Source organism: Huijunlia imazamoxiresistens (assembly GCF_037132455.1).
GTDB classification, from domain to species: Bacteria; Bacteroidota; Bacteroidia; order Chitinophagales; family Chitinophagaceae; genus Flavisolibacter; species Flavisolibacter imazamoxiresistens.
The window spans coordinates 24,846-49,147 of record NZ_JBBBEI010000009.1 but is presented as its reverse complement, the minus strand read 5'-3'; the positions used below and the strand labels follow the sequence as shown (position 1 = coordinate 49,147).

The following is a 24,302-nucleotide window of genomic DNA, read 5'->3' as shown; positions in this document are numbered from 1 at the left end:
CGTCCAGCTCGGTCAACCTACGTTAAATAGTACAAGGAAGCGTAAGGGCCCTTATAAAAAACGCCCTCCTGTTAAGTCGGGAGGGCGTTTTTTCAATTTTATTTTTTGGGGTTAACGGGCGGGTTTGTCGCCTTTCAACCGGAAATGCATGGCGCTGTTGACCGCATTGGGCTTGGGAGGAGTGATCTCCAGTTTGGGGTTGTTGAGGAGGCGCATCACTTCCGACCCGGCCCGCATGACGGGTCCGTAAAAGGAGGTGGTACAGCTGGTGCCCCGGTAGAAATAATAGGTGTTGTCGTGGGCAAAGGTGGTGCCTTCCACGATATCGCACACTTCTCCCGAAGGCGTTACCTTGGTGGCCAGGGCATTCCAGCCCATGACCGCCATCGGCCCGTACACATGGCTGATCCAGCCTTCGTTGATGCCTTTGGCGATGGTGTAGGTAAACATGGCGCTGGCGGACGTTTCCAAAAACGTGTCCTGCCGGTCCAGTATATTATGCCAGAGCCCTGTGCCGTCCTGCAGCCGGGCCAGTGTCTGGATATGTTTCCTGAAAAGGTGCAGCACCTGGTCCCTGCCTTTGAAATTCTGCGGCAGTTCGGACAGCAGTTCGGCCATGGCCATGGTGCACCAGCCGTTCGCCCGGGCCCAGAAAAAGCGCGGATCGTAGGCCGAGGAGTTGACGTTCCAGCCATGGTCGTACAAACCCGCCTCTTTGTCAAATAAGCGCTCGGACAACTGGATCACCTGCCGCACCGCATCCTGGTAGTATTTCTTGTCGCCGGTCAGCGCGCCCATTTGGGTAAAAAAGGGAATGCACATATAGAGATCATCGGCCCAAAGCGACTCGGGCTGGGGACGTTCCCGGGCGATGGTCTTGTCCTTCAACCGGTACTGCCGGTGGGAGATGTACTGGTCCACGCTATCGATCCAGGCCCGGAACCGCCCATCGGGGTGCTTGCGCTGCACTTTTATGAGGGCGGCCGCTATGGCCCCGCCGTGGTCCAGCGCCTGCATGCGGACCATCTTTTGGTAGGGATGGTTTTTGACCAGCCCTTTGTCCTGCATTTCCCGGAAGTAGGGCATTGCCTTAAACGTAAAATCAAAAAAGCGGATGGCGTGGTTCAGGTAACTGGTATCCCCGGTCACCTCCGTCAGGTCATGGCAGGCGGTCAGGGAAACACCGTTGGGGTACGACCAGTCGATAAAGGCGCTGGCGGCTTCGGGAAGAGCGGCATTCCGGTTGGGTTCGGAGAAACCGGCGATTTGTTTGCCGGTGGTGGCGTCCACCAGGTGGAAGTCGGCATTGCGGACCATCCGATCCCGGATCCGGTCCACTACCGCTTTGATCGTAGCCGTTGTGGGGACTTCATAAGGCACGGGGTACTTGGGCACCCCTGGTCCGCCGGCCGGGGCGGCCGTTTGCGACCAGACCATCGCGGAATGTAGCAGGAGCCCGATCACCAGGCCCCCGGTTCTTTTTTTCTTCATTGATACTTGTGTTTGCCGTGCAAACCTAAGCGGAAGGAGCCGGAAGAGGGTTCATTTTTTAACGGAAAAGGTTTAAAAATCAGGATCGGAAGTTTTTGGGAAATAAAAAAGGAAGGAGTAAAAACCCCTTCCTTGCTTGTATTCGAAAAAAATGAGATCAGCGCTTTATCGCGGTTATTGTTTCACCAGTTTCACCACCCGGCGTTCGCTGCCCCGGGCCACTTCCACCAGGTAGGTACCCGGGCGGTAGCTGCTTCCCAGCTGCAGCGTCGTGTTCGGCGCCGCGATGCGGTGCGCTTCCACCAGCTTACCCGTCATATCAAACACCTGGAGGGTGCCGGCGCTGCCGATGACCAGGGTGAATTGGGTGGCGGAAGGGTTCGGAGCGACGGTGAGCGAAAAGGCGGCCGCTTCTTCCGCTGCGCCGAGACGGGCAGCGGTGGGTACTCCGCCTTCCGTGGGCTCTACGCCCCACACCAGCTGCCCGTTGCGGTACAGGGTCACCTGCGGATGCGCCGTGTAGAACGTATGGGCGGCATAGGAATAGTCATTGAGCTCATTGATCTTTACCCAGTTGCTGTGGTACACCTTGGAAAAGATCTCGCCGGAGTTGCCGCCTGCCTTCAGCAGGCCGGCAGTTGTATCGAAGCTGTATTCGACATAGCCGGTGGTGCCGGGCAGCGGTGTGCCCAGGGCCACGTAACGGGCTTTCACATGAGCGGTACCCATCTTGGCCCAGTCGATATTGGCAATAACGGGACTGGCGTTTTCGGTGGTGAACCAGTAGCGGGCGGTAAGCTCGCTAAAGAGCACCGGAACGGTGTCGAGGCTTACGATCTTCAGGTACGGACGCAGGTTGTTGTTGGCCGTCTGGCCGCCGTCGCCGTCCTTGTGCTGCACCTGCAGGTGGAAGGGCAGCACGGTGAGCACCTGCTCTTTCGAAGCGGGGGCATAGGTGGCATTGCCTGCCTGGGAAGCGGTGATGGTGGCGGTACCTGTGCCTTTGAGCTGTACCAGCCCGCTCACCACGGTAGCTACGCTTTCGTTGGAGGAGGTATAGGTAACCTCCAGGCCCGAAGAGGCAGTAGCCCCGGCGGAGAAACCGGCGTCCCCTACCCTCTTTTGCGTGAATTCGGGGAAGCTGATGGTCTGTTCTTGCTTCATGGCGTCGGCCAGTTCCGAAACCGTCAGGGCCCGGTTGTAGATCTTGAATTCATCGACCGAGGCTTTCAGCATCGGGTCGGCAAACTGCGACTTTCCGATGTAGTTCAGATTCGTGCTGCCCAGGTCAGCCGGGCGGATGGTCACGGCATTGTTGGCCGCCACCAGCTTTCCGTTGATGTAGAGGCGGGCGGTATCGCCGCTCTGGCTCACGGCAAAATGGGTCCAGGTGTTCAGCGAAAGGCTGTCGGCATAGCTGACACTCAGCTCGCTGCCGCCGTTCTTGATGGCATAGCGGACGGTGGACTTGCCGGTAGCCACGCTCACCTGCGGGGAAAGGAACATGTATTTGGAGGTGCCGGTGCCGAAGTCGAAGATGCGCATCCAGTTGCTCAGGGCATCCAGCTTCACCCAGGTAGTGATGGTGAAATCGGTCAGGGTGCTCAGGGCCCCGGTGGCCAGGGTGGCGGATGCCGTTGCCGTGCCATCCAGCCGGAGCGCCCCCCCGGCAGTGCCGGCAGCGCGGGCTGCGGTGGTGTTCAGCGTGGCGTGGTACCCGCCCCATTCGTCGCGGGCCATGCTGCCGGACGCTTCGTCAAAGGGAATATACAGGTGGCGTCCTGCTGCCGGCGTCCCCTGCAACACCGGCGTTTCGGGGCTGCTGCCGGCGGTGTTCTGCGCCACCACTTTATAGTAATAGGTCTTGCCGTTGACCAGCGCCTCGTCGGCATAACGTACGCCGCTGAAACCGGTGGCAATGGTCTGGAAAGTGCCGCCGGCGCTTTCGCTGCGCTGGATATCGTACCGGGTGTCGAACTGGAAGTCCCAGGTCAGGGCCACCTGGCCGTCTCCCGACGCACTATACGGGTTCGTCACCACCGGCTGGTTGCTGCCTTCCACCTGTTTAAAGGCCTCCACTTCCGCACCGGACAACAGCAGCCAGCGCTGTGCGGCCGCATCATCGTTGAAGTTGAAGGTGACGGCGCTGGTGGCGCCGCTGGCGGTAGCGGCCAGGGTGGGCGGGTTCAGCCGGGCCTCGGGGCGAACGATCCAATACGCCCGGGCGGCCAGCGTATCGCCGTTTTTGCCCAGGCGGGTAGCGGCCCGGGCGGCCATCAGCTGGAACGACTGGGAAGCCGCCGGCTGTGTCACCGCCGTTAACGTGATGCCGTTCTCTCCTGCCGACTGGTAGGAGAAATAGTTGCCGGTGGCGGCGTTGCGGATCTGGTAATAGCCGGTAGCGGGGTCGAACCGGAAATACCAGGCCGCACTGTCGTTTGCCAGCGCTGCCGCAGCGGTGATCACCTTGCTGGCGAGTTGGCCGGAGGCGTTCTCCGACAGGAAGGCGACGTCCCGTCCCAGCTGCACGTCTTCTGTTTTAATATAGTACTTCACCGTATCCTCCTGGCTGAAGGTATAGGCCGGTGTGGCAAAGCCGCCGGTCGGGGGCAGCCCGTCCTCTCCCAGGCCCTGCACGATCAGGGCATTGGCGGTATACAGCAACTCGGAGCCGTTGTCTTCCTGGGCGCCGTTCACGCCGTAGGGCCACATGTGGGTGCCGTCGCCGCGCATATAACCTGCGGGGCTGTTGTCGATGAACTGCACCACCTTGTTGGCACGCTCGCCCAGCCAGGCGCCGCTGCTGCCCGTCTGCCGCAGGGGCGAGTTGGGTCCGTACCACATGCTGTGCTGTCCTACGCCGATGGTATGGCCGATTTCATGCAGCGCCGTGCCGGTGCGCTGGTAGCTGGCATTGGGCCCGAACTGCAGGTAGCCGCCATAGCTGGCTTCAGCGGTAGGCGTGCCCGCATTGTAGCGTACGTCCAGGCGATGTCCCTTGATGCTGGTCAGGTTGTTGAAATAAACGTCCACCGCGGACCCGATGGCGGATTTAATGCGGGCGGTAAGCTCCGCGTCGCCGGAATTCGTTACGCTGGAGGCAAAGGTATACGTCATCGTGCCTTTCGGGATCGTGATCACCTTCACCACCGCGCCATAGCCGACGGCATAGCTTTTGGAAAGGGCATAGGCCCGCATATAATAAACCGTGGACGGCTGCAGGTTTTCCAGCCGGTAGATATAGCCGTTGTTCGAAAAGTACTTCGTTGTTTTGTGATCGTTGATGGTCGGCTGCGGGTGCGTGCTCCAGCAGAAGCCATGCTCCAGCACGTCCGTCGCGGCCATACCGGTGATGGTGCTCCGGCCGAAAGCCATGGTCGCCCCTCTTGCGAATTCCGGGTTCGTTGTGACGATGGGTGCAGCGCCGGTGGCGTTGACCACCCGGAAGGCAAAGAGGGCCGCATACACTTCGGTCACGCCGTTTTTCAACTCCTCCAGGGTAGCGTTGAAATTTCCGGCCAGGGTTTGGTTCTTTTCAATAACCGCCTGGAGCGTATCGGCCGCTGTGCCGGTGCCACTACCGTACACCGCAATGGCGCTGTCCACCGCCGTTTGCAGCCCGCTGTAAGCGGCAACAGAGATGCCTCCCTCCTTTACCGCGTTTTGCAGTTGCAGCAGTACGGCCGTCAGCTCCTCTTCTTCTGGAGCAGCATTCGCTATTACCCCCTGGGCGGCATCGATGGCATCCTGGAGCCCGGTACGAACGGTATGCTGCATCTTTTTATCCAGCAAAGCCGTGGCCGAATCCTTTACGGCTTGTAGGCTGGCGATCATGGCGTCGGCGCTAAAGCCTTTGTAGCGCAGCCGGAAATGATCCAGCGCCGCCCAGTTGCCCTGTGCGTTCAGGGTTTTGAAGCCCAAAACGGCCGTGCGGTCCGCTACCAGGAAGTCCACGGAATAATCCTTCCGGTCGCCTACTTCCGTTTGGGCATCATTGGCAAACAGGAAGGCCCCGGGTTTGCCCGAGAGCGGGTTTTGCAGCAAATGGTGCGCGGCTGCCGTCAGCGTGTATTTCCCGTTGGGCAGCCCGGACAGGGTTTGCGTGATGCTGACATTGGGCAGGGGCGCTGCGCTCACCCATTTCTCCACGTAGGTGGTTCCGTTTTTAAAGGCGCCAAAGGACGTGTTGGTTTGTGTGACCATGCCGTTGTTCGTCCAGCCCGTGGTGGAGGTTTCAAAGCTCGGGTTCACCACCAGCGGGGTCATTTCCACGTAATCGCCGGCGGCGGCATCCAGGTGGATCTTGGGCGCGTAGGCGGTACCTTCCACATACAGCACGTCACCGCCGGCCCCTGTGATCCCGGCGGGGGTGCTGGCGGAAACGGTCTGCACCAGGCTGACGCGGTCAATCCAGTCTACCTTGGAAATGGGCCGGTGAAGGGTCAGCCATACGGGCACGTCTGCGAGCGTTGCCGGGGCCTGGAACACACCGGAAAAGGTTTGTTTGGTGACGTCGGTCAGCGAGGTGGTGTGGCCGGTCAGGGTGGTCACGTTGCTGCCAAACTGTTCGGTCCCCAGCAGGATATTGTAGGTAGCGCCCCCGTTGCTGGCGGGTGCCGACGTCCAGTAGTCGTAGCTGATCTGGTAATAGGCGCCGGGCTTCAGCTTGCCCAGGTTTTGGGTCAGGTAGCGGGTGGTGCCGTGCATGATGAGGGCATAGGAACCTTCCGAATAAAAGCCGGCGGAACTGCGGATCGCCGCGGTCGTTCCGGTGCTCCAGTCCAGGGCTTTCGATTCATTATAGGCATTCCAATACACCCCGTCCTTGAAGTGGGTCGTCGACGTTCCCTGGACGACCCGCGTCTCAAAGCCGGGATTGGCCACCAGGTTCGCCGCATTATAGATCCCGGTTTTATTGGCAGCATGATCGCTTTCGCTGCGGATGGCGGGAAACTGGAGCAGCAGCGTGGGGCTGATGATTGTTTTGTATACCGCATCTTCGTAAACATATACAACGGATGCTTTTTTAACAAAACGGACCCGGGCGGTTTTCCCCGGCGTATAGTCATAAGAGGTGAAGCCGTTGGCAATTCTTACAGGAACGCCTGCCGTTCCGTTTACTTCCAACGTAAAATCCTTGGACTGGTTCACCACCAAGGTGGAGGGCGTGGCTACCGGTGCGGCCACACCGGACAGGTCGGCCTTTACATTAGTTTCAGGGAAGTAGGGGTAACCGATCTGTGCATATGTTTTGGCAACACAGAGGCACCCCAAAAGGCCGAGCGCGAATAAAAGTCGAGTTCTCTTCATAAGAAAAATCAGGAGGGTTCTGGAAGTTTATAATTGGTTTTGAGTAACAGCAACAGCGCAAACCGGGGCGTACAGGCAGGATTTTTCCTGAACTAACCTTCAGGAACACACGCAATTGTCAGCAGGCATTTTTGATAGGTCTATTTGCAAAAATTGCCCTTCTTTACCCGCATTTTAACCTTCTTCCATTCGCCCGTTCAACGGCCCCGGTAAAGCAATGATATGCCCGGATACGAAGGCGGCAGAGGGACATTATCTGATATTAGGAGGGTATTTTCGGAAATTTTCCGGGGTGGAAATAAAGGAAAGGGAGGCGCCTTTTCAATATTTCCTCAGAATCGGGTTGCAGCTTTGCCGGAGGGCCTAAAATCCTGATGCGCGGCCTTTTACCTTTTGCCTATGATTTTAGAATTGATTTTTTTGTTTTTTGGAACCATAATAGCGTTTTGGATGAGTGCGATCTGTGGTGGAGGGGCCAGCCTGATCCTCCTCCCGATCCTCAACTTGTTCCTGCCGGCTTCCGTAGTTCCGTTTTCGTTAACGATCGGCAGCTTTACCAGCTCCGTATCGCGAATTGCCGTTTTTAAAAAGCATATCCGCTGGAAGATCTTTTTCTGGTTCGTTCCTTTTTCCATTCCGGCAGTGTGGACAGGCGCTTACCTGATAAAATACATTAATCCCGATTATTTGCAATTGGTCGTTGCCCTTTTCCTGGTAGGTAATGTGCCGCAACTTTTCCAATCGAAGAAAAAGGAAGCGTCCTCCCAAAAGCCCTGCCCGAAATTTGTCCTGGCGACTATAGGTTTTTTAGCCGGCTTCGTTTCCGGCATTACCGGGGCCATCGGTCTTTTGTTCAACCGGTTTTACTTAAAGTTCGGCCTTTCCAAAGAGCAGATCATCGCTACACGGGCGGCAAATGAAGTGTTCCTTCATTTCATAAAGCTGGTCATTTATATTTCACTGGGGCTGTATTCCCACAGGGCATTAGGGTTGGGACTGGCGGTAGCCGCCGGCACGGTGGTGTCTTCCTATACGGTAAAATTTATCCTTCCTTATTTAAGCGAACACCTGTTCCGGAAAATAGGGTATGGAGCCATGGTGTTTTCCGGGATCCTGTTGCTGGTGGGTACGACGGATCAAATTTTGAAGAACGATAAGATCTCTTTTGCTACGATCCATCGCGATAACGAACGGGCTTCCGTCATTTCCTGGAGAAACACCAACCTGGTAGTGGAGTATGCCCTGGATGATGGTTTGGAAGTGGAACGTCCTATTGAGCCCGGGGAACTACCCGGCCGCCTGCAGGAAAAGTACCTTCTGCTGAAGAAAAATTATGATGCCGTATACCTCGAAAAGGTCTTTGCTTTTGGCAAGAAAGCGACCTATGAATTCTATTGCTATAAAAACAATCAGCTGACCAAATTTGAAGTGTAGACGCCCGTCATCTTTCCGGATGATTCACCGGTCAACGCCATTCAGGCCTTACCCTTACTGCGTTGCGCAGCTATACTCTTAACGCTTCTTTTTCATAAAAGATTCACCTTCAAAAGCGGGGCATTCACCGAAGGAACAAGGCAAAGCGCTCATCGGCATTCTATCTTTGACTGGTCAAACGATCCGATACCTGTTGAAAGCCTGAATATCCAAAAAAAACCAAATCCAATTCGTCCAAACCGACCGTTTCCCGTATCCTGAAAAAGCCCGTTTTTATCCGTAAGTACCTTTTGAAAACGTCCAGATCCTGAAAAACCAAAGGCGTCTGTATCCTGAACCGACGACTTCCGAAACGCCTTATAAATCTTCCCCTCCCTCCGGAGGGGATTTTTATTTAAGGGTGTATCCTGTAAAAAAAAGCCCTCCTTTAAAGCGGGAGGGCGTTACTGTTTCGTATACCGGTTACAATTTTACAGTCACCGCTTTGCCGTTATAGCCAAGGGTTTTGGTGATGGTGGCCGCCCCATCGGCACCGGCGCCGTTTGGCCCCTTCACCACGACCAGGTTAAAGGTTCTGCCGGCAAGCATTCCCGGAAAGCGGCCCTTCCGGCTGTCGATGGCCAGTGTGCGGGCCTTGTCGTTCCAGCGGAAGGTAATTTCTGAAAAAGCGCCTTTTTCGTAATCGTAAGAATCACCGGCATCTTCATACAGGGTGAAGGTACCGTTGGCGCCGGGGTAGATGCGGACTTCCAGGTGGTCCCACTTCTTTTCCGCGGCATACTGTACCCTTGGCCCCCAGGGAAGGATAGCGCCGGCTTTTACATAGAGCGGGACGATCTCCAGGGGCGTTGCCCGCTCCACGCTTTTCCCGCCTTCGGTGGTTTCGCCCGTCCAGAAGTCGTACCAGGCGGTGCCGGCCGGCAGGTAAACGGATTGGGAGGTCGCTCCTTTTTGGGTGACCGGGGCCACCAGAAGGGATTTGCCAAACAGGTATTCGTTATCTATTGTTAACACCTGCTTGTCCGGTGCAAAATCCAGGTAGAGCGGGCGCATAAACGTGCCCCCGTTCCGGGTGACGTCCCAGGCCGTGGAATAGGTGTAGGGCAGCAGGCTGTAGCGCAGGCGGATAAACTTTTCCTGCACGTCAAACACCTGGTCGCCGCGGTTGCCGAACTGGTAGATTTCTCTGGGGATATCCGTTCCATGCGATCGCATCATCGGCGTAAAGGCGGCAAACTGCATCCAGCGGGTGTACAGCTCCTGGAATTCCGGGTTTTGGGCGCCGCCGCCCTTGACGAAGCTGCCGGCAAAGATACCGCCGATGTCCGTATTCCAGTAAGGGATGCCGGTGAGGGAAAAATTCAGGCCGGCCGGGATCTGCTTGCGAAAGGTTTCCCAGTTGGAGCGCACATCGCCGCTCCAGGGGAGTGATCGCTGTCTTCGACCAGGGCTTTGATGCTGTTGTTGACCAACCCGTCCGAAATATGCAGCTGGTAGAGCCGGCGGTTCCGCTCATCCCATAGATTGAGCCCGTCCTGTGTGCCCATCCACAGCAGGCCTTCGCGGTCCTGCAGCAGGCAGCACCTGGGCGGGATAAAGGGTTTTGAATGCCCCCGTGGTTTCGTTCCTGCTCAAAAGCCCGCTGCTCTGGGTGCCGATGATCAACTCTTTAGCCGGCCCCCGGAAAAAACAGGTAACGCCCTCTTGCCGGTAGCGTAGGATGCGGCCGCCCGGTTCCCGGCAGAAAAGTCCCTGACCGGTGCCGATCCATACGCGGCCGGAAGCGTCCCGGCAGCTGGGTGATGTTGCGGATCTGTTCTTCGCTGAGTGCTTCGCGGCCGTCCACCGGGGAAAAAACAAAGTCCTGCGCCCGCAGGCCGGAAGTAAGCAGCCATCCCAGGAAATACAGGAAGATCTGTTTCCACCGGAGGGAATAAAAATTTCGATGCAAGCCGGTTCGTTCATAACTTTCGTTCATAGGGCATCAGCCGGTAACCTTTCCGACCAGGTTCCGGGATAAAGTTAAGCACGCCGATCGCATATATTTGAGCCTACACGGGACGCCCGGGAAGAAAAGCGGCCTTTGGTTCCTATTTTGCAGGACTCAGGGGCTGGAGATTTTAGCATTTACAACTATTTGAAAACGAGGGAATCAGCTAGATTTGCTTAAATACTGTTTTCCCGAACCCTGGAAATGACTATGTACGATACCCAAGAGACCGAGAAGTTTTACAATTTACTCATGCAGGCGCCCGTAGGCATGTATTTGCTCAAAGGGCCCGATTACGTCATTGAAATGGCCAATGAGCCGATCCTGAAGCTGTGGGGCAAAGGCCCCCAGGTGGTGGGCAAACCGGTACTGGAATCCTTTCCGGAAGTGGCCGAGCAAGGCTATATCGACCTGCTGGACCGGGTGCGTATTACCGGCGAACCCTTTCAATCCGACGAAATCCCGGTCTGGTACGACCGCGACGGCCGCCGCGACCAGCTCTATGTCACCCTGCTGTACCAGCCTTTTTACGAAGAGGGCGAAGTGACGGGTATCTTTTCCATTGCCACCGATGTCACCGAACGGGTAACGGCCCGCCGGAAGCTGGCGGAAAGCGAACAAAACCTGCGCAGCACCATCCTGCAGGCGCCCGTGGCCATGTGCATCGTCCGCGGGCCTTCTTTCGTGGTGGAGGTGGCCAATAAAAAAATGTACGAGATCTGGGGAAAGGGAGCGGAAGAAGTGCTCCACCGGCCGGTGTTCAAAGCCCTGCCGGAGATCCGCCACCAGGGCCTGGAAGAAATTTTGCAGAAAGTAGTGGCCACCGGCGAAACCTTTACCGCCTGGGAGCGCCCCGTTTCCGTTCCCCGCGGGGGAACCATGGAGACCGTCTACCTCAATTTTGTGTACGAGCCGTTCCGCGAAGGCGACGGCTCGGTTTCGGGGGTCATTGCGGTGGCCGTGGACGTCACCGAACAGATCAAAGCCCGCCGGCAGGTGGAAAGCAGCGAACAAAGGGTGCGCTTCCTGATCCAGAACGCACCCTACCCCATAGCGGTCTATGCCGGGCCGGAAATGCGCATCGAAATGGCCAACTCCTGCATCATGGATATCTGGGGCAAGGGAACGGAGGTTATTGGGAAACGCTATGCGGAGGTGCTGCCGGAAATGCAGTACCAGGGCGTGTTGGAGCAGCTGGAGCGCGTGTATACCACCGGCATTCCCTTCCATGCCCGCAACCAGCGCCTCGACCTGGTGGTGGACGACAAGCCCCGCACCTTTTACTTTCACTACAGCTTTACGCCCCTGTACGAGGACGGGCAGATTACCGGGGTCATGAATACAGGCGTGGACATCACCGACCTGCATACCGCCCGCCAACGGGTGGAACAGAGCGAGCAGAACCTGCGCAACCTGGTGCTGCAGGCGCCGGTGGCCATGTGCATCCTGATGGGGGCCGACCATATCGTGGATATCGCCAACGATGCCATGATCGAACTCTGGGGCAAGCCCGTGGAAGCGGTGATGCACAAACCCATTTTTGAAGGGCTGCCCGATGCCCGCGAACAGGGACTGGAAAAGCTGCTGGAGCAAGTGTACCGCACCGGCGAACCCTTCCAGGCCTATGAACGGCCGGTAGCGCTGGTGCGCAAGGGCAAGGCCGAAACCGTGTACCAGAACTTTGTATATGAGCCGCACAAGGATTCCGAAGGCAACGTGCTGGGGGTGCTGGTCATCTCCATCGATGTGACGGCGCAGGTGCTGGCACGCCAGAAAATAGAGGAAGTGGTGGTGCTGCGGACCCGCGAGCTGGCCCGGGCCAACGAAGCGCTGCAGAAAAGCAACGCCGAGCTGAAACGCTCCAACCAGAACCTCGAAGACTTTGCCTCCGCCGCCTCCCATGACATGAAAGAGCCGATCCGGAAGATCCACTTTTTCGCCGACCGGCTGAAGGGCGAACTTTTTGAAACCCTGACCGACAGCCAGAAACGGCTGTTCGAACGGCTGGAAGGGGCTTCCAAACGCATGGGCACCCTGGTAGACGACCTGCTGTCCTATTCGCAGGTGTCCAAGGGCGTGGTGGAAGAAGTGGAAATCAACCTCAATAAAAAAGTGGAAACGGTGCTGGAGGACCTGGAGCTGGAAGTGGAGCAGAAGGCCGCGGTATTGCAGGTGGGGCGCCTGCCTACCATCAAGGGCAACCGCCGGCAGTTTTTGCAGCTGTTTCAAAACCTGATCTCCAATGCCCTTAAATACAGTGCGCCGGGCACGCGCCCGAAGATCACCATCACGTCGCGGGTGGTGCGGGCGGGAGAGGTGAAGCCGGACCTGTTCGCGGAAGGGGAAAGCGCCTTTCACCTGATCGAAGTAAAGGACAATGGGATCGGCTTTGACCCTAAGGATGCCGAGCGGATCTTCCAGGTGTTCACCCGGCTGCACAGCAATGCCGAATACCGGGGTACGGGCGTGGGCCTGTCCATTGTGCAGAAGGTGGTGGAAAACCACCGGGGCTACATCTGGGCGGAAAGCGCCCCCGGCTCCGGAGCCACATTTAAGATCCTGTTGCCGGTTTGATATCCGGTTGAAATTTCTTTATCGTGGCCTCAGGCGCCCAGCCTTACGGATGTCATGGTGAGGGAGCCGCCGACCGCCTTGTCGTTGAAAAAGGAGACGTTGTCTTTCGCCGTCTTTAATCCCAGGGTGTACATCAGGGGCAGGTAGTGCTCCGGGGTGGGGATCGCCAGCAGGGCTTCCTTTCCCAGGGAACTGTAGTGAATCAGCGGCTGGTGGTTCCCGTCCAGGATCAAATTCTTGAACTGGTCGTTGGCTTTTTTGGCCCAGTCATACGCATATTCGGGGTCGTTCAGGCGGTCCCAGGCCACCATGCGGAGGTTGTGGACCAGGTTGCCGCTGCCGATGATCAGCACGCCTTTTTTGCGCAACGCCAGCAGCTCCCCCGCCAGGTCGTAATGGTATTGCGGGCCCTTGGTATAATCAATGCTCAGCTGCAGCACCGGGATGTTGGCCAACGGATACATGTGCCGGACGATGGTCCAGGTGCCGTGGTCCAGTCCCCAGTCGTGGTCCAGCTCCACCCCCGTCGAATGGATCAGGCCGGCTGTTTCCCTGGCCAGGGCCGGGTGGCCCGGGGCGGGGTATTGTACGTCAAACAATTCCTGGGGAAAGCCGCCGAAGTCGTGGATGGTTTTGGGAAAATCCATGGCGGTAATGCGGGTGCCTTTGGTGAACCAGTGGGCCGATACCACCAGCACCGCTTTGGGCGTTGGGATCTCCTGCGCCATTTGGGTCCACCGGCGGCTGAACTCCGTGTCTTCGATGCCGTTCATGGGCGAGCCATGACCGACGAACAGCACGGGCATCAGCCCTTCCTGTTCGGGTAAGCCGGCGGTGAAATTTCTGAATGCGGATAGAGTAGTCATACCAATTGCTCCTGTAACGATGTTTTTGATAAAGGTTTTTCGTTCCATACGTCGTTCCCTGCAAAGCTACTTTACGGAACACCCTCTTTCCATTGCGGTAAGGCAAGAAAAGGCCTTGATCTACATCAACGTCCGCTTCAGCCGCGGCCAAGGGAGCGCTAAGCCTTTGGATAAGAGACGGCTTGCGGGAGCAGGGCCGAAGGCCCGGGGTAAGCGGTATGGAGCGGCAGGAAGATAAAGAAAGTGGTGCCCGCTCCTACCCTGCTGGATACGGCGATGCTTCCGCCATGCTTTTCCACGATCTTTTTGCATAAAGCCAGGCCGATGCCCGTGCCGCTGTAATTATCGCGGTTATGCAACCGTTGGAAGATGGTAAAGATCTTGTCGGCATATTGCTGGTTGAAGCCGATCCCATTATCCGCGAAAACGATTTTTACATAGTGCCGGTCCTTGTCCAGGGAGGGATGGTCTCCCAGCTCGGCGGCCGTTGCCCTGGAGGCATGAATGCTGATCCGGGGCTGCCGCTCACAGAACTTCAGGGCATTGGTGAGCAGGTTCAGGAACAGCTGGTTGAGCTGCAATGCATTGCCCATGACCAGCGGCAGTTTGTTGGTGGTGATCACGGCCGCCTTTTCCTCGATGGTCAGTTCCAGGTCGGCCCGCAGGCTTTCGATCACCTGGTTGATATCCACGGCCACGAATTCAGCGCTTTCTTTCGACAGGCGGCTGTAATTCAGCACTGCCTTGATCAGTTCGGTCATGCGCCGGGCCGACGAGTTGATCTTTCCCAGGTACCGGTTCAATACCTCCGGCTTCTGGGCATTCTTCTCACAGAGGTCGGAGAACACCTGGATTTTCCGAAGGGGTTCCTGCAGGTCATGGGAGGCCACATAGGCAAATTGTTCCAGGTCCTGGTTGGAGCGTTCCAGCGCCATGTTCACGGCCTTCAGCTTCTCGGAGGCTTCCATGATGGAAGAGATATCATGGCCGATCACCAATACCCGGTCGACCTCCCCGTTGCTGTTTCGCAGGGGAATAAAGAAGTTTTCAAACTGGCGGTTGGCCAGGTAGGAATGGTAGGCCGGCCGGTGCACCACCTGGCCCCCGAAGGCTTTTTCCAGGTCTTCCACCATAGCCGATCCGGCCAGCTGGGGGAAGACCTCGAGCAATTTTTTGCCGGTCAGGGACTCTCTTTTTAAATGGTAAAACCGGGTGGCCTGCTGGTTTACTTTCAAATAACGGTAGTCGCGGTCAAAAACGGCAATGAGGTCGACCGAGGCGTTCAGGATCGATTCGACAAAGTCGTTTTGCTGGCGCAGGGTGGTATTGGTTTCTTCCAGCTCCTTGGTCCGCAGGGCCACCTTCCGCTCCAGCTGGTGGGCAAAGGCGGTAATGTCGGCATTCTGGGCTTCGATGCGGGCCAGCATGTGGTTAAAGGCCTCCGTCAGCGCCCCCACTTCATCTTCGCTGTGTTTGAGCGCCCTCACCGAGTAGTCGTGCTGCTGCGATACTACCCGGGCCTTTTGGGCCAGTTCCAGTATGGGGATGGAAATCGATTTTTGCAGGCGTTTGGACAGCAGGTAGGCGACCAGGAAGGAAACCCCCATGAACAGGACGGTGATCAGGCCATACAGCCGGAAGCGGCCGTGCATGGCCTTCATATCCGAGCGGATGTAGAGGGTTCCTATGCGGATACCGTTTAAATAGACCCCCTGGTACCCGTCGAGGTGCCGGTCGGAAAAGCGGTACCCGTCCGGGCCGGGCCGGGCGGGAAGCCCCGAAGGCTGCGCTCCGTACTGGGCAAACAGCCCGTCCTCCTTGTCGTATAAACCTGCGGCCACAATATGCTCTTCGGTAGCCAGTGCGTCCAGGATCTCGGTGGCGGATTCCTTGTCGTCAAAGGCCAGGGCCGCCGTGCTGTTGGCCGCCACGATCTCGCTGAGCGTGGACAACTGCTGCCGGGTGATATCCCGGTAGGTGATCCGCTCATAGATAAAGAAGGCGGCACACGTCATTAATAACACCGCCCCGCTCGTCAGGAGGATGACACGCATGAGCTTTTGCTGTATGGAGGTATGTTTCGCATTCATGGGTTATCCGTTATCATTCCACCACATCAGCCACACGCAACAGCTTGGAGCTGATCTCCAGGTCTGCCTCCTTGGCGGCCGCCAGGTTGATTTGCAATCGTATTTTATTGTTTTCCGTATAAAACCGGACCATGCCGCCCCGGCTGATGAAGTTGCCGGCATCCCCTACCGTCAATACACCCCGGTTTTTCAGGGCGGCCAGCGTCCCGGGGGTGGCTTGCGCGGCGTGCACAAAAAGGATATGGCAGGCACCGACGTCGCCCGCTTCCCGGAACCGCCGCACCACGATGCTGCGGCCTGCCACTCTCTCGTTGGCCACCGTCTGGTCCAGGTAAGCGCCAAAAGGGTCGTTGCCTAAAATGCCAATGATGAAGGGACCTCTGGAGCCCCCCTGCGGCCACTGTACAAACTGGGTAAAGTTGTACAGGAACACCGCCTTCACCTGGTATTCCCGCGAAGGGTTGGACTGGGCGTTCAACCCCAGCCAGGCAAAGGCCAGGGCAAAACAAAAGGACCACTGCAGCAGCATTCTTCCTCCGGTCGGGCGGCTATATATTTTTTGTGTGTGCATTAAAAGCGCCCCGTGATTTTAAGATAAACGCTCCGGGGGATCTGCAGGGTGCCAAACTCTGCATGCTTGTCTTTATGCAGGTTCTGGCCGACCACCGACAGCTCCCCTTTTTTAAAGGTATACGCCAGGCGGGCGTCGTAGGTAACATAAGGGGGCACTTCCGCGGTGGCCAGGGTTTTGGATAGCCGGTCCAGGTAGCGGCCCGTCAGGTCCAGCTGCAGGTGAAAGGGCAGGTCCAGGATCGAGTGCAGGAGGCCCTGGTGCTTGACATCATTGCCCAGGTAGGCGGGGTCGAACACGTGCCCGGGCCTGGCGTGCAGGTCCTTGTCAAAATAGGTATAACCGCCCCTCAGGCGCCAGCTATTGGTGAGCTTATAGGTGCCGGAAAGCTCCAGTCCCCAGGAGGCGCCCTCCGATCCGTTCTGGATCTGGTAGGTGAGGGTACCCGGCAGGGCCTCCACGCTGTACACATCCCGGTAGCGGTTGTAAAAGACGGCTGCCGAAAAATTGGAGACGGCATTGGGCCGGATGCGGTAGCCCAGCTCGTAGGCCACCATCTTTTCGGAAACGAAGTTGGGGCCGCCGGCAACGCTGGGGCTGGTGGGCGGTACCGGGTAGGCCGGCAGGTAATAATCCACATCGTAGCGGCTGGGCGTACGCACCGCCCGGGAGACGGCCCCCCACAGGAGGTTGTCCTTGCGTACCGTCAGGGCGAAACGGGCGCCGGGCTGCAGCTCGAAGCCGGTATAGACGTTGTGCAGCAGCTTGGTGCCCACCGTCAGCTTCAGGCGTTTGCCGAGGCTGACCTCATCCTGGAGAAAGCCGCTGTACAGGTCCAGTCTTTTGCGGGTGGGCAGGATCCCCATCAGGTTGGTGGCAAACCAGCTGGAGTCCTGTGCCAGCCGGGCACCCGCGCCCCACAGGATGCTTTGCCGTTTGCCTAAAGGAAAGCGGTGCTGGAAATCCAGGTCGAAGGTATGCAGCCGGGTATCCGAAGCGGAGGCTTTATCCTCGCGGTCGTACCGGTCGAAGTACAGCTGCAGCGAAAGGTCGGACCGGTTGGAAACCGTATGGTTCCAGCGTCCCAGGACATTTTGCCCGTTGATCGCCGATTTTCCGGCCGACCCCTCACGGGCACCGCCGAAGTAATCGCCCTGGACGCTCAGCTGGTCCGAGGCGGAGGCGTTCCAGTCCAGGCGGAAGCCGCCCTGGCTGAGGCCCCAGGCATCGTGGTTCTTTGCCCCGGAAGGCAGCCGGGTGGCCTCGCGGTCGAAATGCTGGCCGTAGACCCGGTAGGAGATCTGGTCGTTGATGGTTCCGCCATAGCGCAGGGCCGCCATGTCCTTGACAAAGGTGCCGGCCGCCAGGCTTCCATAAAGCCCCTGCGTTTCTTTGGACGACCGGGTCACAATATTGATCACGCCATTGACGGCATTGGCGCCCCAGAGCGAGCCGCCGGGACCGCTGACCACCTCGATGCGGTCCACGTCTTCCAGCAGCACGTTCTGCAGTTCCCAGACCACGCCGCCAAATAAAGGGGTATACACCGTACGGCCATCGATCATCACCAGGAGCTTGTTGGCAAAAATGGTATTGAAGCCGCGGGAACTGATGATCCAGGCATTGGACTGGAGTTGTGCCGCCTGCAGGTTGGACACCAGGCGCAGGGCTTCCGGCAGGCTGGTGGCGCCGGATCTCCGGATGTCGTCCCCGGTGATCACCTGGATTGCCGACGCGGCCTCGGTAAGCTTTTGCGGGGAGCGGGATACCAGGGTCACTTCCACATCCATCAATTCTTCCACCGACAGCTTCTTTAAGGCTTCCGGCGACAGCTTTTCTTCCTGTGCCGCAGCCCCCAGGGGAAGCAGGAGCACCAGGAGGGAGATTGTTTTGATAACCGTATTCAAAAAAATAGTTTTGCTGGGTAAGGGTGAGGGGTAAGGACGGGCAACGGCGATCAGACGTTGCACGAACGATGGCTGCGTAAGCGGTAACCGGCGATCAGCTTTGCCAGCAAAACCGTGAATTGATGGTAACTGGAGGGTTTTTCAAAAAAATCTTCCGCCCCCAGGGCCTTTACTTCGGCAATGGCTGCGGGGTCGGCCGTAGTGGAATAAATGTACACCGGCACTTCCCGGAGGTAGCCGATCTTTTTGAGCTCCTGCAAACACTCCTTGCCATTCATCAGGGGCATATTCATGTCGATAAAGATCATAGAAGGCAAAAGAGCCCTGTCTGCCTGCAGCAGGGCAAGGGCGCTCACCCCGTTTTCGGCAACAACCAGGTTGCTGCCGGGGGCTACTTCCTGCAGGGCCAGGCTGAAGATCTCCTGGTCCTCTTCATCATTTTCAATAAGAAAACAGGTACGCATGTTCAAATGGGTGGTTGTCGAATCCGGGATCATCCGAATATGATCCCGGACCGCTTCTTAGAAAATTGATCCAAAGGCCGCTAAAATAGCCAATTGTCAGATATAGAGGGATTTTTTTTAAATTAAATAAAGTAGTAACATTTTCCGTTCCCGGCCCCGGGTGCCTTAAAACAGCCATCCCCGTCCTTAAGGGGGGACAGGGATGGGAAACAGGTAGGCAACTATTGCTGCTTTATGGGTTCTTTTCTTTCCGGTCATGGTCGCCGTCTACGGCATCTTTCACTTTGCGGCCTACTTTTTCCGCCGTGTTGCCGATGGCTTTACCGGCCACTTTTGCGCCATGCTTCGTCTTGTCCCAGGCATTTTCAATGGCGTTGCCGGCCTTATCAAAGAAGTTGCCGGTCCTGTCGACCACCTCGCCTTCGTCGAGGTCCACCTCTTTATCGGCCCGCTTTACTTTACCGTTGCGGGTCACCACGTCACCATTGTCCAGCCGCACGTCTTCTTTGGCTTCCACCCATTCCCCGTTCCGCATCACCAGTACCTTGTTGTTGCGGTAGGTGACGTCGCCTTCCCGGGGGGTATAAGTGGTGGTGGTGGAGGTAGTGGTCGTTGTGGAAGTTGCCGTGGTATCATAGCCGACATCCGTGGTGGTGGTAGTGGTCGTCATGCTGGTGTCGGCGGCTTCGCCGGTGGTGGAACTTTCATTGTTACAGGCTGCCAGGGAGAGGGCTGCCACAGCCATTGCAATAACTTGTTTCATGATGAATGGTTTTAGGGCCTGGCGGCAGGGGGCGGTTGCGGTGGCAACGCCGGCCTGCCGGCAGTATGGTGTTCAGCAATAGAAAAAGCTGTGCCAGATTTAGGGGCCGCCCGCCCCCCGCTCCCGCCCTGCCCGCCCCGGTAGTGCGCCCCGGCCTTATTCGCCCATAAGCTGTATTGATTTCCTTAACTTTACCCCATGCAAAACAAGAGCGTGCGCCTGGTTTCCGCCTTCAATAACGAGCTAAAGCTGAAGGGCTTCAACGTGTACCAGATTGAAGGCGACGGGCAGGCCACCCGCATTTACAGCCGGAAAGACTTTTACAAGATCTGCCTGACCACCGGCAGGAGCATCATCCACTACGCGGACCGGAGCTTTGAAACCGAGGGCACGGTTTTGTTTTTCGGCAACCCCCACATCCCGTATTCCTGGGAAACCCTTTCCACCAGCTATGTGGGCTACACCTGCCTTTTCTCCGAAGACTTTTTGAAAATGTCCGACCGCTCCGAAACCCTGCAACAGTCGCCTTTCTTCAAGATCGGGGGCACGCCCATTTTAAAAATCACCGATCAGCAGCGGGAGTTTTTAAACACCATCTTCCGGAAAATGATCGAGGAGCAACAGGCCGATTACCAATACAAAGACGACCTGATGCGCAACTACATCCACCTGATCATTCACGAGGCCTTAAAGCTGCAGCCTTCGGAAAAATACGACCGGCACACCAATGCGGCCTCCCGCCTGGCCTCCGTGTTTTTGGAGCTGCTGGAACGGCAGTTCCCCATCGAAAGCTCGGACCGCCCCCTTCAATTGAAGACGGCGCAGGATTTTTCCAAAAGCCTGAACGTGCATGTCAATTACCTGAACCGTGCCGTAAAGGAAGTGACCGGCAAGCCGACCTCCGCCCACATCAGCGAGCGCATCATCAGTGAAGCAAAAGCCCTGCTGCAGCATACCGACTGGAACATTTCTGACATTGCCTATGCCCTGGGCTTTGAATACCCTTCTTATTTTAACAACTACTTCAAGCGGATGACCGGCACCAACCCCAAGTCGTTGCGCAGCCTGGAGGTTTGAATTCCATAATAATTGGTGGGATAATCATTACCCGCGATGGGCCGGACCGGCCTACCTTTGAGCACCTAAACAACAGCAGCAATGGAAATCACAAGAACAGGCGCACGGCCTTCCGCCAAAGGCCCGGAGGATTGGTTTACCGGGGCGGTGCGCATCGACCCCTTATTCGATGCCAATGGTGCCCGGCGGGCAGCCGCCGCCAGCGTCACCTTTGAACCCGGCGCACGAACCGCCTGGCATACCCACCCGCTCGGGCAAACCCTGATCATTACGGCCGGTTGCGGCTGGGTGCAGCGGGAAGGCGGGCCGGTGGAGGAAGTGCGCCCGGGGGATGTCGTTTGGTTTGAGCCGGGCGAACGGCACTGGCATGGCGCTACCGCCACCAATGGAATGACCCATATTGCCCTGCAGGAAAACCTGGCGGGCAAAGTGGTCGACTGGATGGAAAAGGTCAGCGACGACCAGTATAAGAAGGGATGATGTGGGTAGGCCCAACGCAATGCACGGATGCCTTGACGTTAGACGTCAGTCTGCCAGGAAGGCGTCCAGTGCTTTGGTGGGCCTGCCGTCCTCGCCCCAGGCGCTTAACGGGTACCGGCTCCAGCTCCTGGCGCCCTGGGGTTCCCAGTAAATGACCCCCAGCCCTTTTTTACGGGGAACCTCCTTTACTTTCCGGATCACCGCCACCAGCATGTCGTAGGTGTTTTGCGGTTGGGTATCCTCTCCGCCGACCTCCACCACCATGACTTCCTTTTCATAGCGTGCCGCCAGGTCCTTCATGTTCTGGCCCAGGTCGTCGATGGAAAGCGTGTAATCGGGCTTCCCGGGCAGCCAGTAGGGATAATAAGAAAGCCCGATCACGTCGTACCGGGCGCCGTGGGCCCGGGCACTGTCAAACCAGGTGCGGAACCGCTGCTTGTTGTTTCCCTGGTCGAGGTGCAGGATCACCTGGGAACGGGGGCTTACCGCTTTGATCGCCGCATACCCTTTATTGATCAACTGCGCCAGCTGCGGCCAGTGGGCCGTGCTTCCCTCCGGGTAGATCATGCCCCCGGGAATTTCGTTGCCCACCTGCACCCATTCGGGCTGTACGCCGGCTTTCTTCAGATCGCTCATGACGTCATAGGTGTAGTCATAGACATCCTGCAGCAGCCTCGGAAAATCATGGCCTTCCCAGGCCGCCGGCTTTTTTTGCTTCCCGGGGTCGGCCCAGCTGTCGCTGTAATGGAAATTGATCATGACCCGCATGCCCCATTTGCGGGCACGCACCGCCATGGCCACGGTTTCCGCTTTGCTGTTATGGCCGCTAGCCCGGTGGTCGGAAGGGTGCACCCAGGTGCGCAGGCGGATCGTATTGATGCCGTGGTCCTTCAGGATTTTGAAGCAATCCTCTTCCTGGCCGTTGTCGTTATAGAATTTATACCCGGTGGCTTCCATCTGCTGCAGCCAGCCGATGTCGGCGCCTTTGGCGAACGCCTGCTTCTTTGCTCCCGGCTGCAGCACGCTGCACCCGCACAGAACGGCCAGCAGGAGCGCCCACGGGATCATTGCTTTGTAGGTTCGGATCATGTTACGGTAATTTATTCAATCCTTCCCATTTTACCGTCCAGCTGCCGTCCTGCGGGAAGCCGGGCGCATTGCTGTCCGGGCCACCTTCCCACCCGGCGATCATCAAGCCCGCGGCCGCCATGAAGGCGCTGTTTGCCGGCAGGTAAGCAGGGCAGGTCAAGGGTTCTTTGGCGCGCTGCACATGCCCGTTCTTTAAAAAATGGGCGCCGAAGGTATCATTGCACAAGATGTCGATGGCTTTCTGCCGTTCTCCCAGCCGGGCGGCGGTGAGCGCCCCCTTGCCCAGGCTCCAGCTGATGAAGCTGCGCATGCCGCCGCGCTGGTAAATGGCGTTAAAGGTATTGGCCATGATCTTTGGGTCGATCATGGGCGTTTGCGGCAGGTAGCCCAGGGCCATGATCATGTCGGAACCGCCGCCGGAAGGCTCGGTCTCGATCTCCAGGTACTTGTCGTTGCTGATGGTGGGGCGTGAAAGTTTGTTGAGGATATCGTCCCATTTTGGCTGGCGGGGCAGGCCCATCCGCACCCGCCAGTCCTGCGCCACCTTCAGGCCGTAGTACCATTGCACCAGCTCGAAGGTAGGGTTTTGGGTGGCGTTTTCCGACGTGTGCTCGTTCACCGCCTTGATGGGCGGGCCCAGCACGTAGCGCCCTGTTTTGGTATCGTAAAAAGCATAGGAGGCCAGGAATTTGGCCGACTCAAAAACCACGTCGCTGTATTGCTTCAGGGTGGCCGGCGTCGGTTTTGCCCGGTAGATCAGTTCTGCCAGGTAGATCGGGTTAGGCTGGTTCCAGATGATGAACGGGTTGATGCTGCCCGGGCTGGTGCGCCCGTCGATGCCCGCCATCTTGGGCCAGCGGGCCCCTTCGAAGCCCTCGCGTTTGGCTTCGGCAACGGCTTTGGGTAAAATCTTCTGGTACCAGGCAAAGCTTTTTTCCAACAGCTCGGGATGGCCCCACTCGTAAAACTGGGCCGCATGCCACCAATACACTTCGGAGTTATGCTTGCCATACCAGCTGATGTGCGTCAGGCCGGTCTCCTGGGGCGGGAACGAACCGGCATAGTTCACTTTCAGCAGGTATTGCGACAGTACGATGCGGCGTTCCAGCTCGGTGGCCCGCGGGTCTTTGCTGGCCGACAGGTCGGCTGCGGCGCCTTTTTCCCAAAAATCTTTCCAGCCGGCAGCGCCGGCCGCTTTTACCTGCGCAAAGGTGGGCGGCGGCTGCATGCTTCGGGCGGGCAAAAACCGGCAAACCAGCTGCAGGCTGTCACTGCCGGCGGCGTTCAGGAGGTAAGAATGGTTGCCCGCCTTTTCCAGCCGGGCCTTGCCCTGCCAGTGCAGGGCCACATAGTAGGTGGTGCCCTCGATGCTGCGTTGCAGCAAAGCGCTGTTGGCCGACTGGCGGACGATGGTGGTCTGATGCCGGTCGGGCTTGCTCCAGTCAAAGGGCGGCTTGTTCTTGATCTTCAGGTCATAGGCATACGGAAAGCGGAGGACCGGCGTCAGCCTGCCCGACCGGAGCAGGTTGGATTGAATGGAGAAGGCCACCATACTTTGCTGCGGGTGGGCAACGGTTTGCACCGATACCGCCTGGCCGTGGAGCGTATAATTGCTGGTGATCAGCCCCCGCCACAGGTCGAGCGTTTGGTCCACCCCGGTAATGTCGGTCACCTCCAGCGCCCTGCCCGCGTCCGTCAGGCCGATTTGTCCCAGGGGTACCGGGTGCGGGTTCTGGCGGTAGTATTCGCCGGCCGGGCTTTTCTCCTGGCTGGCATACATAATTTGCCGGCCGTGGAAGTCGATCGGCTTCATGGCGTCCTCCAGCTTCAGCTGCTGCGTGTTGGGGAAGGAGTGCCAGGCCCAGGTGCACATCGTTTCCAGCGGTATGCCGTTTTTGTGGTAATAACCTTCCAGCGACTGCATGCCGGTAACATCGGCCGTGTAGGCGAAATCGCCGTTGCCTACCGACAGCGGCGCCAGCGCATCCGCTTCGGAAAGTTTTACATTATGCCGGCTCACCAGCGCCTGCCGGTCAATGCGTTGTGCGCTAACGGGGGATTCCGTGCCGGATAGCAGTACAAAGGCCAGCGACAGCCGGAGGATGCGAAAAAGTTGCATGTGGTTTACGTTTTTGGTCGGGGCCAACTAAGATAAGGCATTCAATAAATTGAATAAGAATATCCTCTTTCATTTCA

General features: G+C 57.7%; 17 protein-coding genes and 1 pseudogene. 4 read left to right on the top strand and 14 right to left on the bottom strand.

The window, feature by feature from the left end; genetic code table 11:
• Positions 1–111: 111 nt before the first annotated feature.
• Together V9K67_RS12875 and V9K67_RS12870 are read right to left on the bottom strand one after the other, a co-directional pair.
• Positions 112–1,491, bottom strand: coding sequence for a glycoside hydrolase family 88/105 protein (locus V9K67_RS12875; protein WP_336723058.1), 1,380 nt, complete (start codon positions 1,489–1,491; stop codon positions 112–114).
• Positions 1,492–1,665: 174 nt separating this feature from the next.
• Positions 1,666–6,801: a cellulose binding domain-containing protein gene (locus tag V9K67_RS12870; RefSeq protein ID WP_336723055.1), complete on the bottom strand. Its 5,136-nt coding sequence runs from the start codon at positions 6,799–6,801 to the stop codon at positions 1,666–1,668.
• A 399-nt stretch (positions 6,802–7,200) separates the two neighbouring features.
• Here V9K67_RS12870 and V9K67_RS12865 point away from each other — a divergent pair, with 399 nt between their 5' ends.
• Positions 7,201–8,235, top strand: a complete 1,035-nt coding sequence (locus V9K67_RS12865; RefSeq protein ID WP_336723054.1) for a sulfite exporter TauE/SafE family protein — start codon at positions 7,201–7,203, stop codon at positions 8,233–8,235.
• Between the two features lie 462 nt (positions 8,236–8,697).
• On the opposite strand, the gene V9K67_RS12860 is transcribed toward V9K67_RS12865, so the two are convergent.
• From V9K67_RS12860 to V9K67_RS12850, 4 genes and pseudogenes are all read right to left on the bottom strand, one after another.
• Entirely contained in the window at positions 8,698–9,288 is a 591-nt protein-coding gene (locus V9K67_RS12860; RefSeq protein WP_336723245.1) for a DUF5110 domain-containing protein, read from the bottom strand.
• Positions 9,289–9,336: 48 nt separating this feature from the next.
• A pseudogene (locus tag V9K67_RS12855) lies at positions 9,337–9,669 on the bottom strand (TIM-barrel domain-containing protein); the annotation flags it as partial.
• Positions 9,597–9,830, bottom strand: a complete 234-nt coding sequence (locus tag V9K67_RS27160; RefSeq protein ID WP_414696773.1) for a two-component regulator propeller domain-containing protein — start codon at positions 9,828–9,830, stop codon at positions 9,597–9,599. The pseudogene V9K67_RS12855 and the gene V9K67_RS27160, both read right to left, overlap by 73 nt.
• Before the next feature lie 74 nt (positions 9,831–9,904).
• Positions 9,905–10,186, bottom strand: a complete 282-nt coding sequence (locus V9K67_RS12850; RefSeq protein WP_336723052.1) for a hypothetical protein — start codon at positions 10,184–10,186, stop codon at positions 9,905–9,907.
• Positions 10,187–10,435: 249 nt separating this feature from the next.
• Here V9K67_RS12850 and V9K67_RS12845 point away from each other — a divergent pair, with 249 nt between their 5' ends.
• Complete coding sequence (locus tag V9K67_RS12845; RefSeq protein ID WP_336723051.1) at positions 10,436–12,799, top strand: PAS domain-containing sensor histidine kinase; 2,364 nt, start codon at positions 10,436–10,438, stop codon at positions 12,797–12,799.
• Positions 12,800–12,828: 29 nt separating this feature from the next.
• Here V9K67_RS12845 and ygiD read toward each other — a convergent pair whose 3' ends face one another.
• The 6 genes from ygiD to V9K67_RS12815 all read right to left on the bottom strand — a co-directional run bounded on the left by ygiD (position 12,829) and on the right by V9K67_RS12815 (position 19,460).
• Positions 12,829–13,665: a 4,5-DOPA-extradiol-dioxygenase gene (gene ygiD / locus V9K67_RS12840; protein WP_336723048.1), complete on the bottom strand. Its 837-nt coding sequence runs from the start codon at positions 13,663–13,665 to the stop codon at positions 12,829–12,831.
• A 158-nt stretch (positions 13,666–13,823) separates the two neighbouring features.
• Positions 13,824–15,755, bottom strand: a complete 1,932-nt coding sequence (locus V9K67_RS12835) for a sensor histidine kinase, YfiR-like protein-associated (protein WP_336723046.1) — start codon at positions 15,753–15,755, stop codon at positions 13,824–13,826.
• Between the two features lie 13 nt (positions 15,756–15,768).
• On the bottom strand, positions 15,769–16,326 hold the full coding sequence (locus V9K67_RS12830) for a TOL_0243 family YfiR-like periplasmic protein (RefSeq protein WP_336723045.1): 558 nt from the start codon (positions 16,324–16,326) through the stop codon (positions 15,769–15,771).
• Positions 16,326–18,233: a TOL_0244 family TonB-dependent receptor gene (locus tag V9K67_RS12825; RefSeq protein WP_336723043.1), complete on the bottom strand. Its 1,908-nt coding sequence runs from the start codon at positions 18,231–18,233 to the stop codon at positions 16,326–16,328. Before V9K67_RS12825 ends, V9K67_RS12830 begins: the two co-directional genes overlap by 1 nt.
• Before the next feature lie 50 nt (positions 18,234–18,283).
• Positions 18,284–18,697, bottom strand: a complete 414-nt coding sequence (locus V9K67_RS12820; RefSeq protein ID WP_336723042.1) for a response regulator — start codon at positions 18,695–18,697, stop codon at positions 18,284–18,286.
• 232 nt (positions 18,698–18,929) lie between these two features.
• Positions 18,930–19,460, bottom strand: coding sequence for a DUF6799 domain-containing protein (locus V9K67_RS12815; protein ID WP_336723039.1), 531 nt, complete (start codon positions 19,458–19,460; stop codon positions 18,930–18,932).
• Between the two features lie 198 nt (positions 19,461–19,658).
• Here V9K67_RS12815 and V9K67_RS12810 point away from each other — a divergent pair, with 198 nt between their 5' ends.
• Complete coding sequence (locus tag V9K67_RS12810; protein ID WP_336723038.1) at positions 19,659–20,537, top strand: helix-turn-helix domain-containing protein; 879 nt, start codon at positions 19,659–19,661, stop codon at positions 20,535–20,537.
• A gap of 81 nt (positions 20,538–20,618) precedes the next feature.
• Positions 20,619–21,017 (top strand): (R)-mandelonitrile lyase, encoded by a 399-nt coding sequence (locus tag V9K67_RS12805; RefSeq protein ID WP_336723036.1) that lies wholly within the window; start codon positions 20,619–20,621, stop codon positions 21,015–21,017.
• Between the two features lie 45 nt (positions 21,018–21,062).
• Here the strand turns inward: V9K67_RS12805 and V9K67_RS12800 are convergent, their stop codons facing one another.
• Entirely contained in the window at positions 21,063–22,106 is a 1,044-nt protein-coding gene (locus tag V9K67_RS12800) for a glycoside hydrolase family 53 protein (RefSeq protein WP_336723033.1), read from the bottom strand.
• 1 nt (position 22,107) lies between these two features.
• A complete protein-coding gene (locus V9K67_RS12795) occupies positions 22,108–24,225 on the bottom strand; it encodes a hypothetical protein (RefSeq protein WP_336723030.1) in 2,118 nt (705 codons plus the stop codon).
• Positions 24,226–24,302 lie beyond the last annotated feature (77 nt).

Excerpts from the sequence above, each read along its gene's own strand:
- V9K67_RS12800 (WP_336723033.1), bottom strand. The coding sequence starts at position 22,106 with ATGATCCGAACCTACAAAGCAATGATCCCGTGGGCGCTCCTGCTGGCC.
- V9K67_RS12835 (WP_336723046.1), bottom strand. The coding sequence starts at position 15,755 with ATGAATGCGAAACATACCTCCATACAGCAAAAGCTCATGCGTGTCATC.
- V9K67_RS12815 (WP_336723039.1), bottom strand. The coding sequence starts at position 19,460 with ATGAAACAAGTTATTGCAATGGCTGTGGCAGCCCTCTCCCTGGCAGCC.
- V9K67_RS12810 (WP_336723038.1), top strand. The coding sequence starts at position 19,659 with ATGCAAAACAAGAGCGTGCGCCTGGTTTCCGCCTTCAATAACGAGCTA.
- V9K67_RS12795 (WP_336723030.1), bottom strand. The coding sequence starts at position 24,225 with ATGCAACTTTTTCGCATCCTCCGGCTGTCGCTGGCCTTTGTACTGCTA.
- V9K67_RS12820 (WP_336723042.1), bottom strand. The coding sequence starts at position 18,697 with ATGCGTACCTGTTTTCTTATTGAAAATGATGAAGAGGACCAGGAGATC.
- V9K67_RS12865 (WP_336723054.1), top strand. The coding sequence starts at position 7,201 with ATGATTTTAGAATTGATTTTTTTGTTTTTTGGAACCATAATAGCGTTT.
- V9K67_RS12875 (WP_336723058.1), bottom strand. The coding sequence starts at position 1,491 with ATGAAGAAAAAAAGAACCGGGGGCCTGGTGATCGGGCTCCTGCTACAT.
- ygiD (WP_336723048.1), bottom strand. The coding sequence starts at position 13,665 with ATGACTACTCTATCCGCATTCAGAAATTTCACCGCCGGCTTACCCGAA.
- V9K67_RS12870 (WP_336723055.1), bottom strand. The coding sequence starts at position 6,801 with ATGAAGAGAACTCGACTTTTATTCGCGCTCGGCCTTTTGGGGTGCCTC.
- V9K67_RS12805 (WP_336723036.1), top strand. The coding sequence starts at position 20,619 with ATGGAAATCACAAGAACAGGCGCACGGCCTTCCGCCAAAGGCCCGGAG.
- V9K67_RS12845 (WP_336723051.1), top strand. The coding sequence starts at position 10,436 with ATGTACGATACCCAAGAGACCGAGAAGTTTTACAATTTACTCATGCAG.
- V9K67_RS12830 (WP_336723045.1), bottom strand. The coding sequence starts at position 16,326 with ATGCACACACAAAAAATATATAGCCGCCCGACCGGAGGAAGAATGCTG.
- V9K67_RS12860 (WP_336723245.1), bottom strand. The coding sequence starts at position 9,288 with ATGCGCCCGCTCTACCTGGATTTTGCACCGGACAAGCAGGTGTTAACA.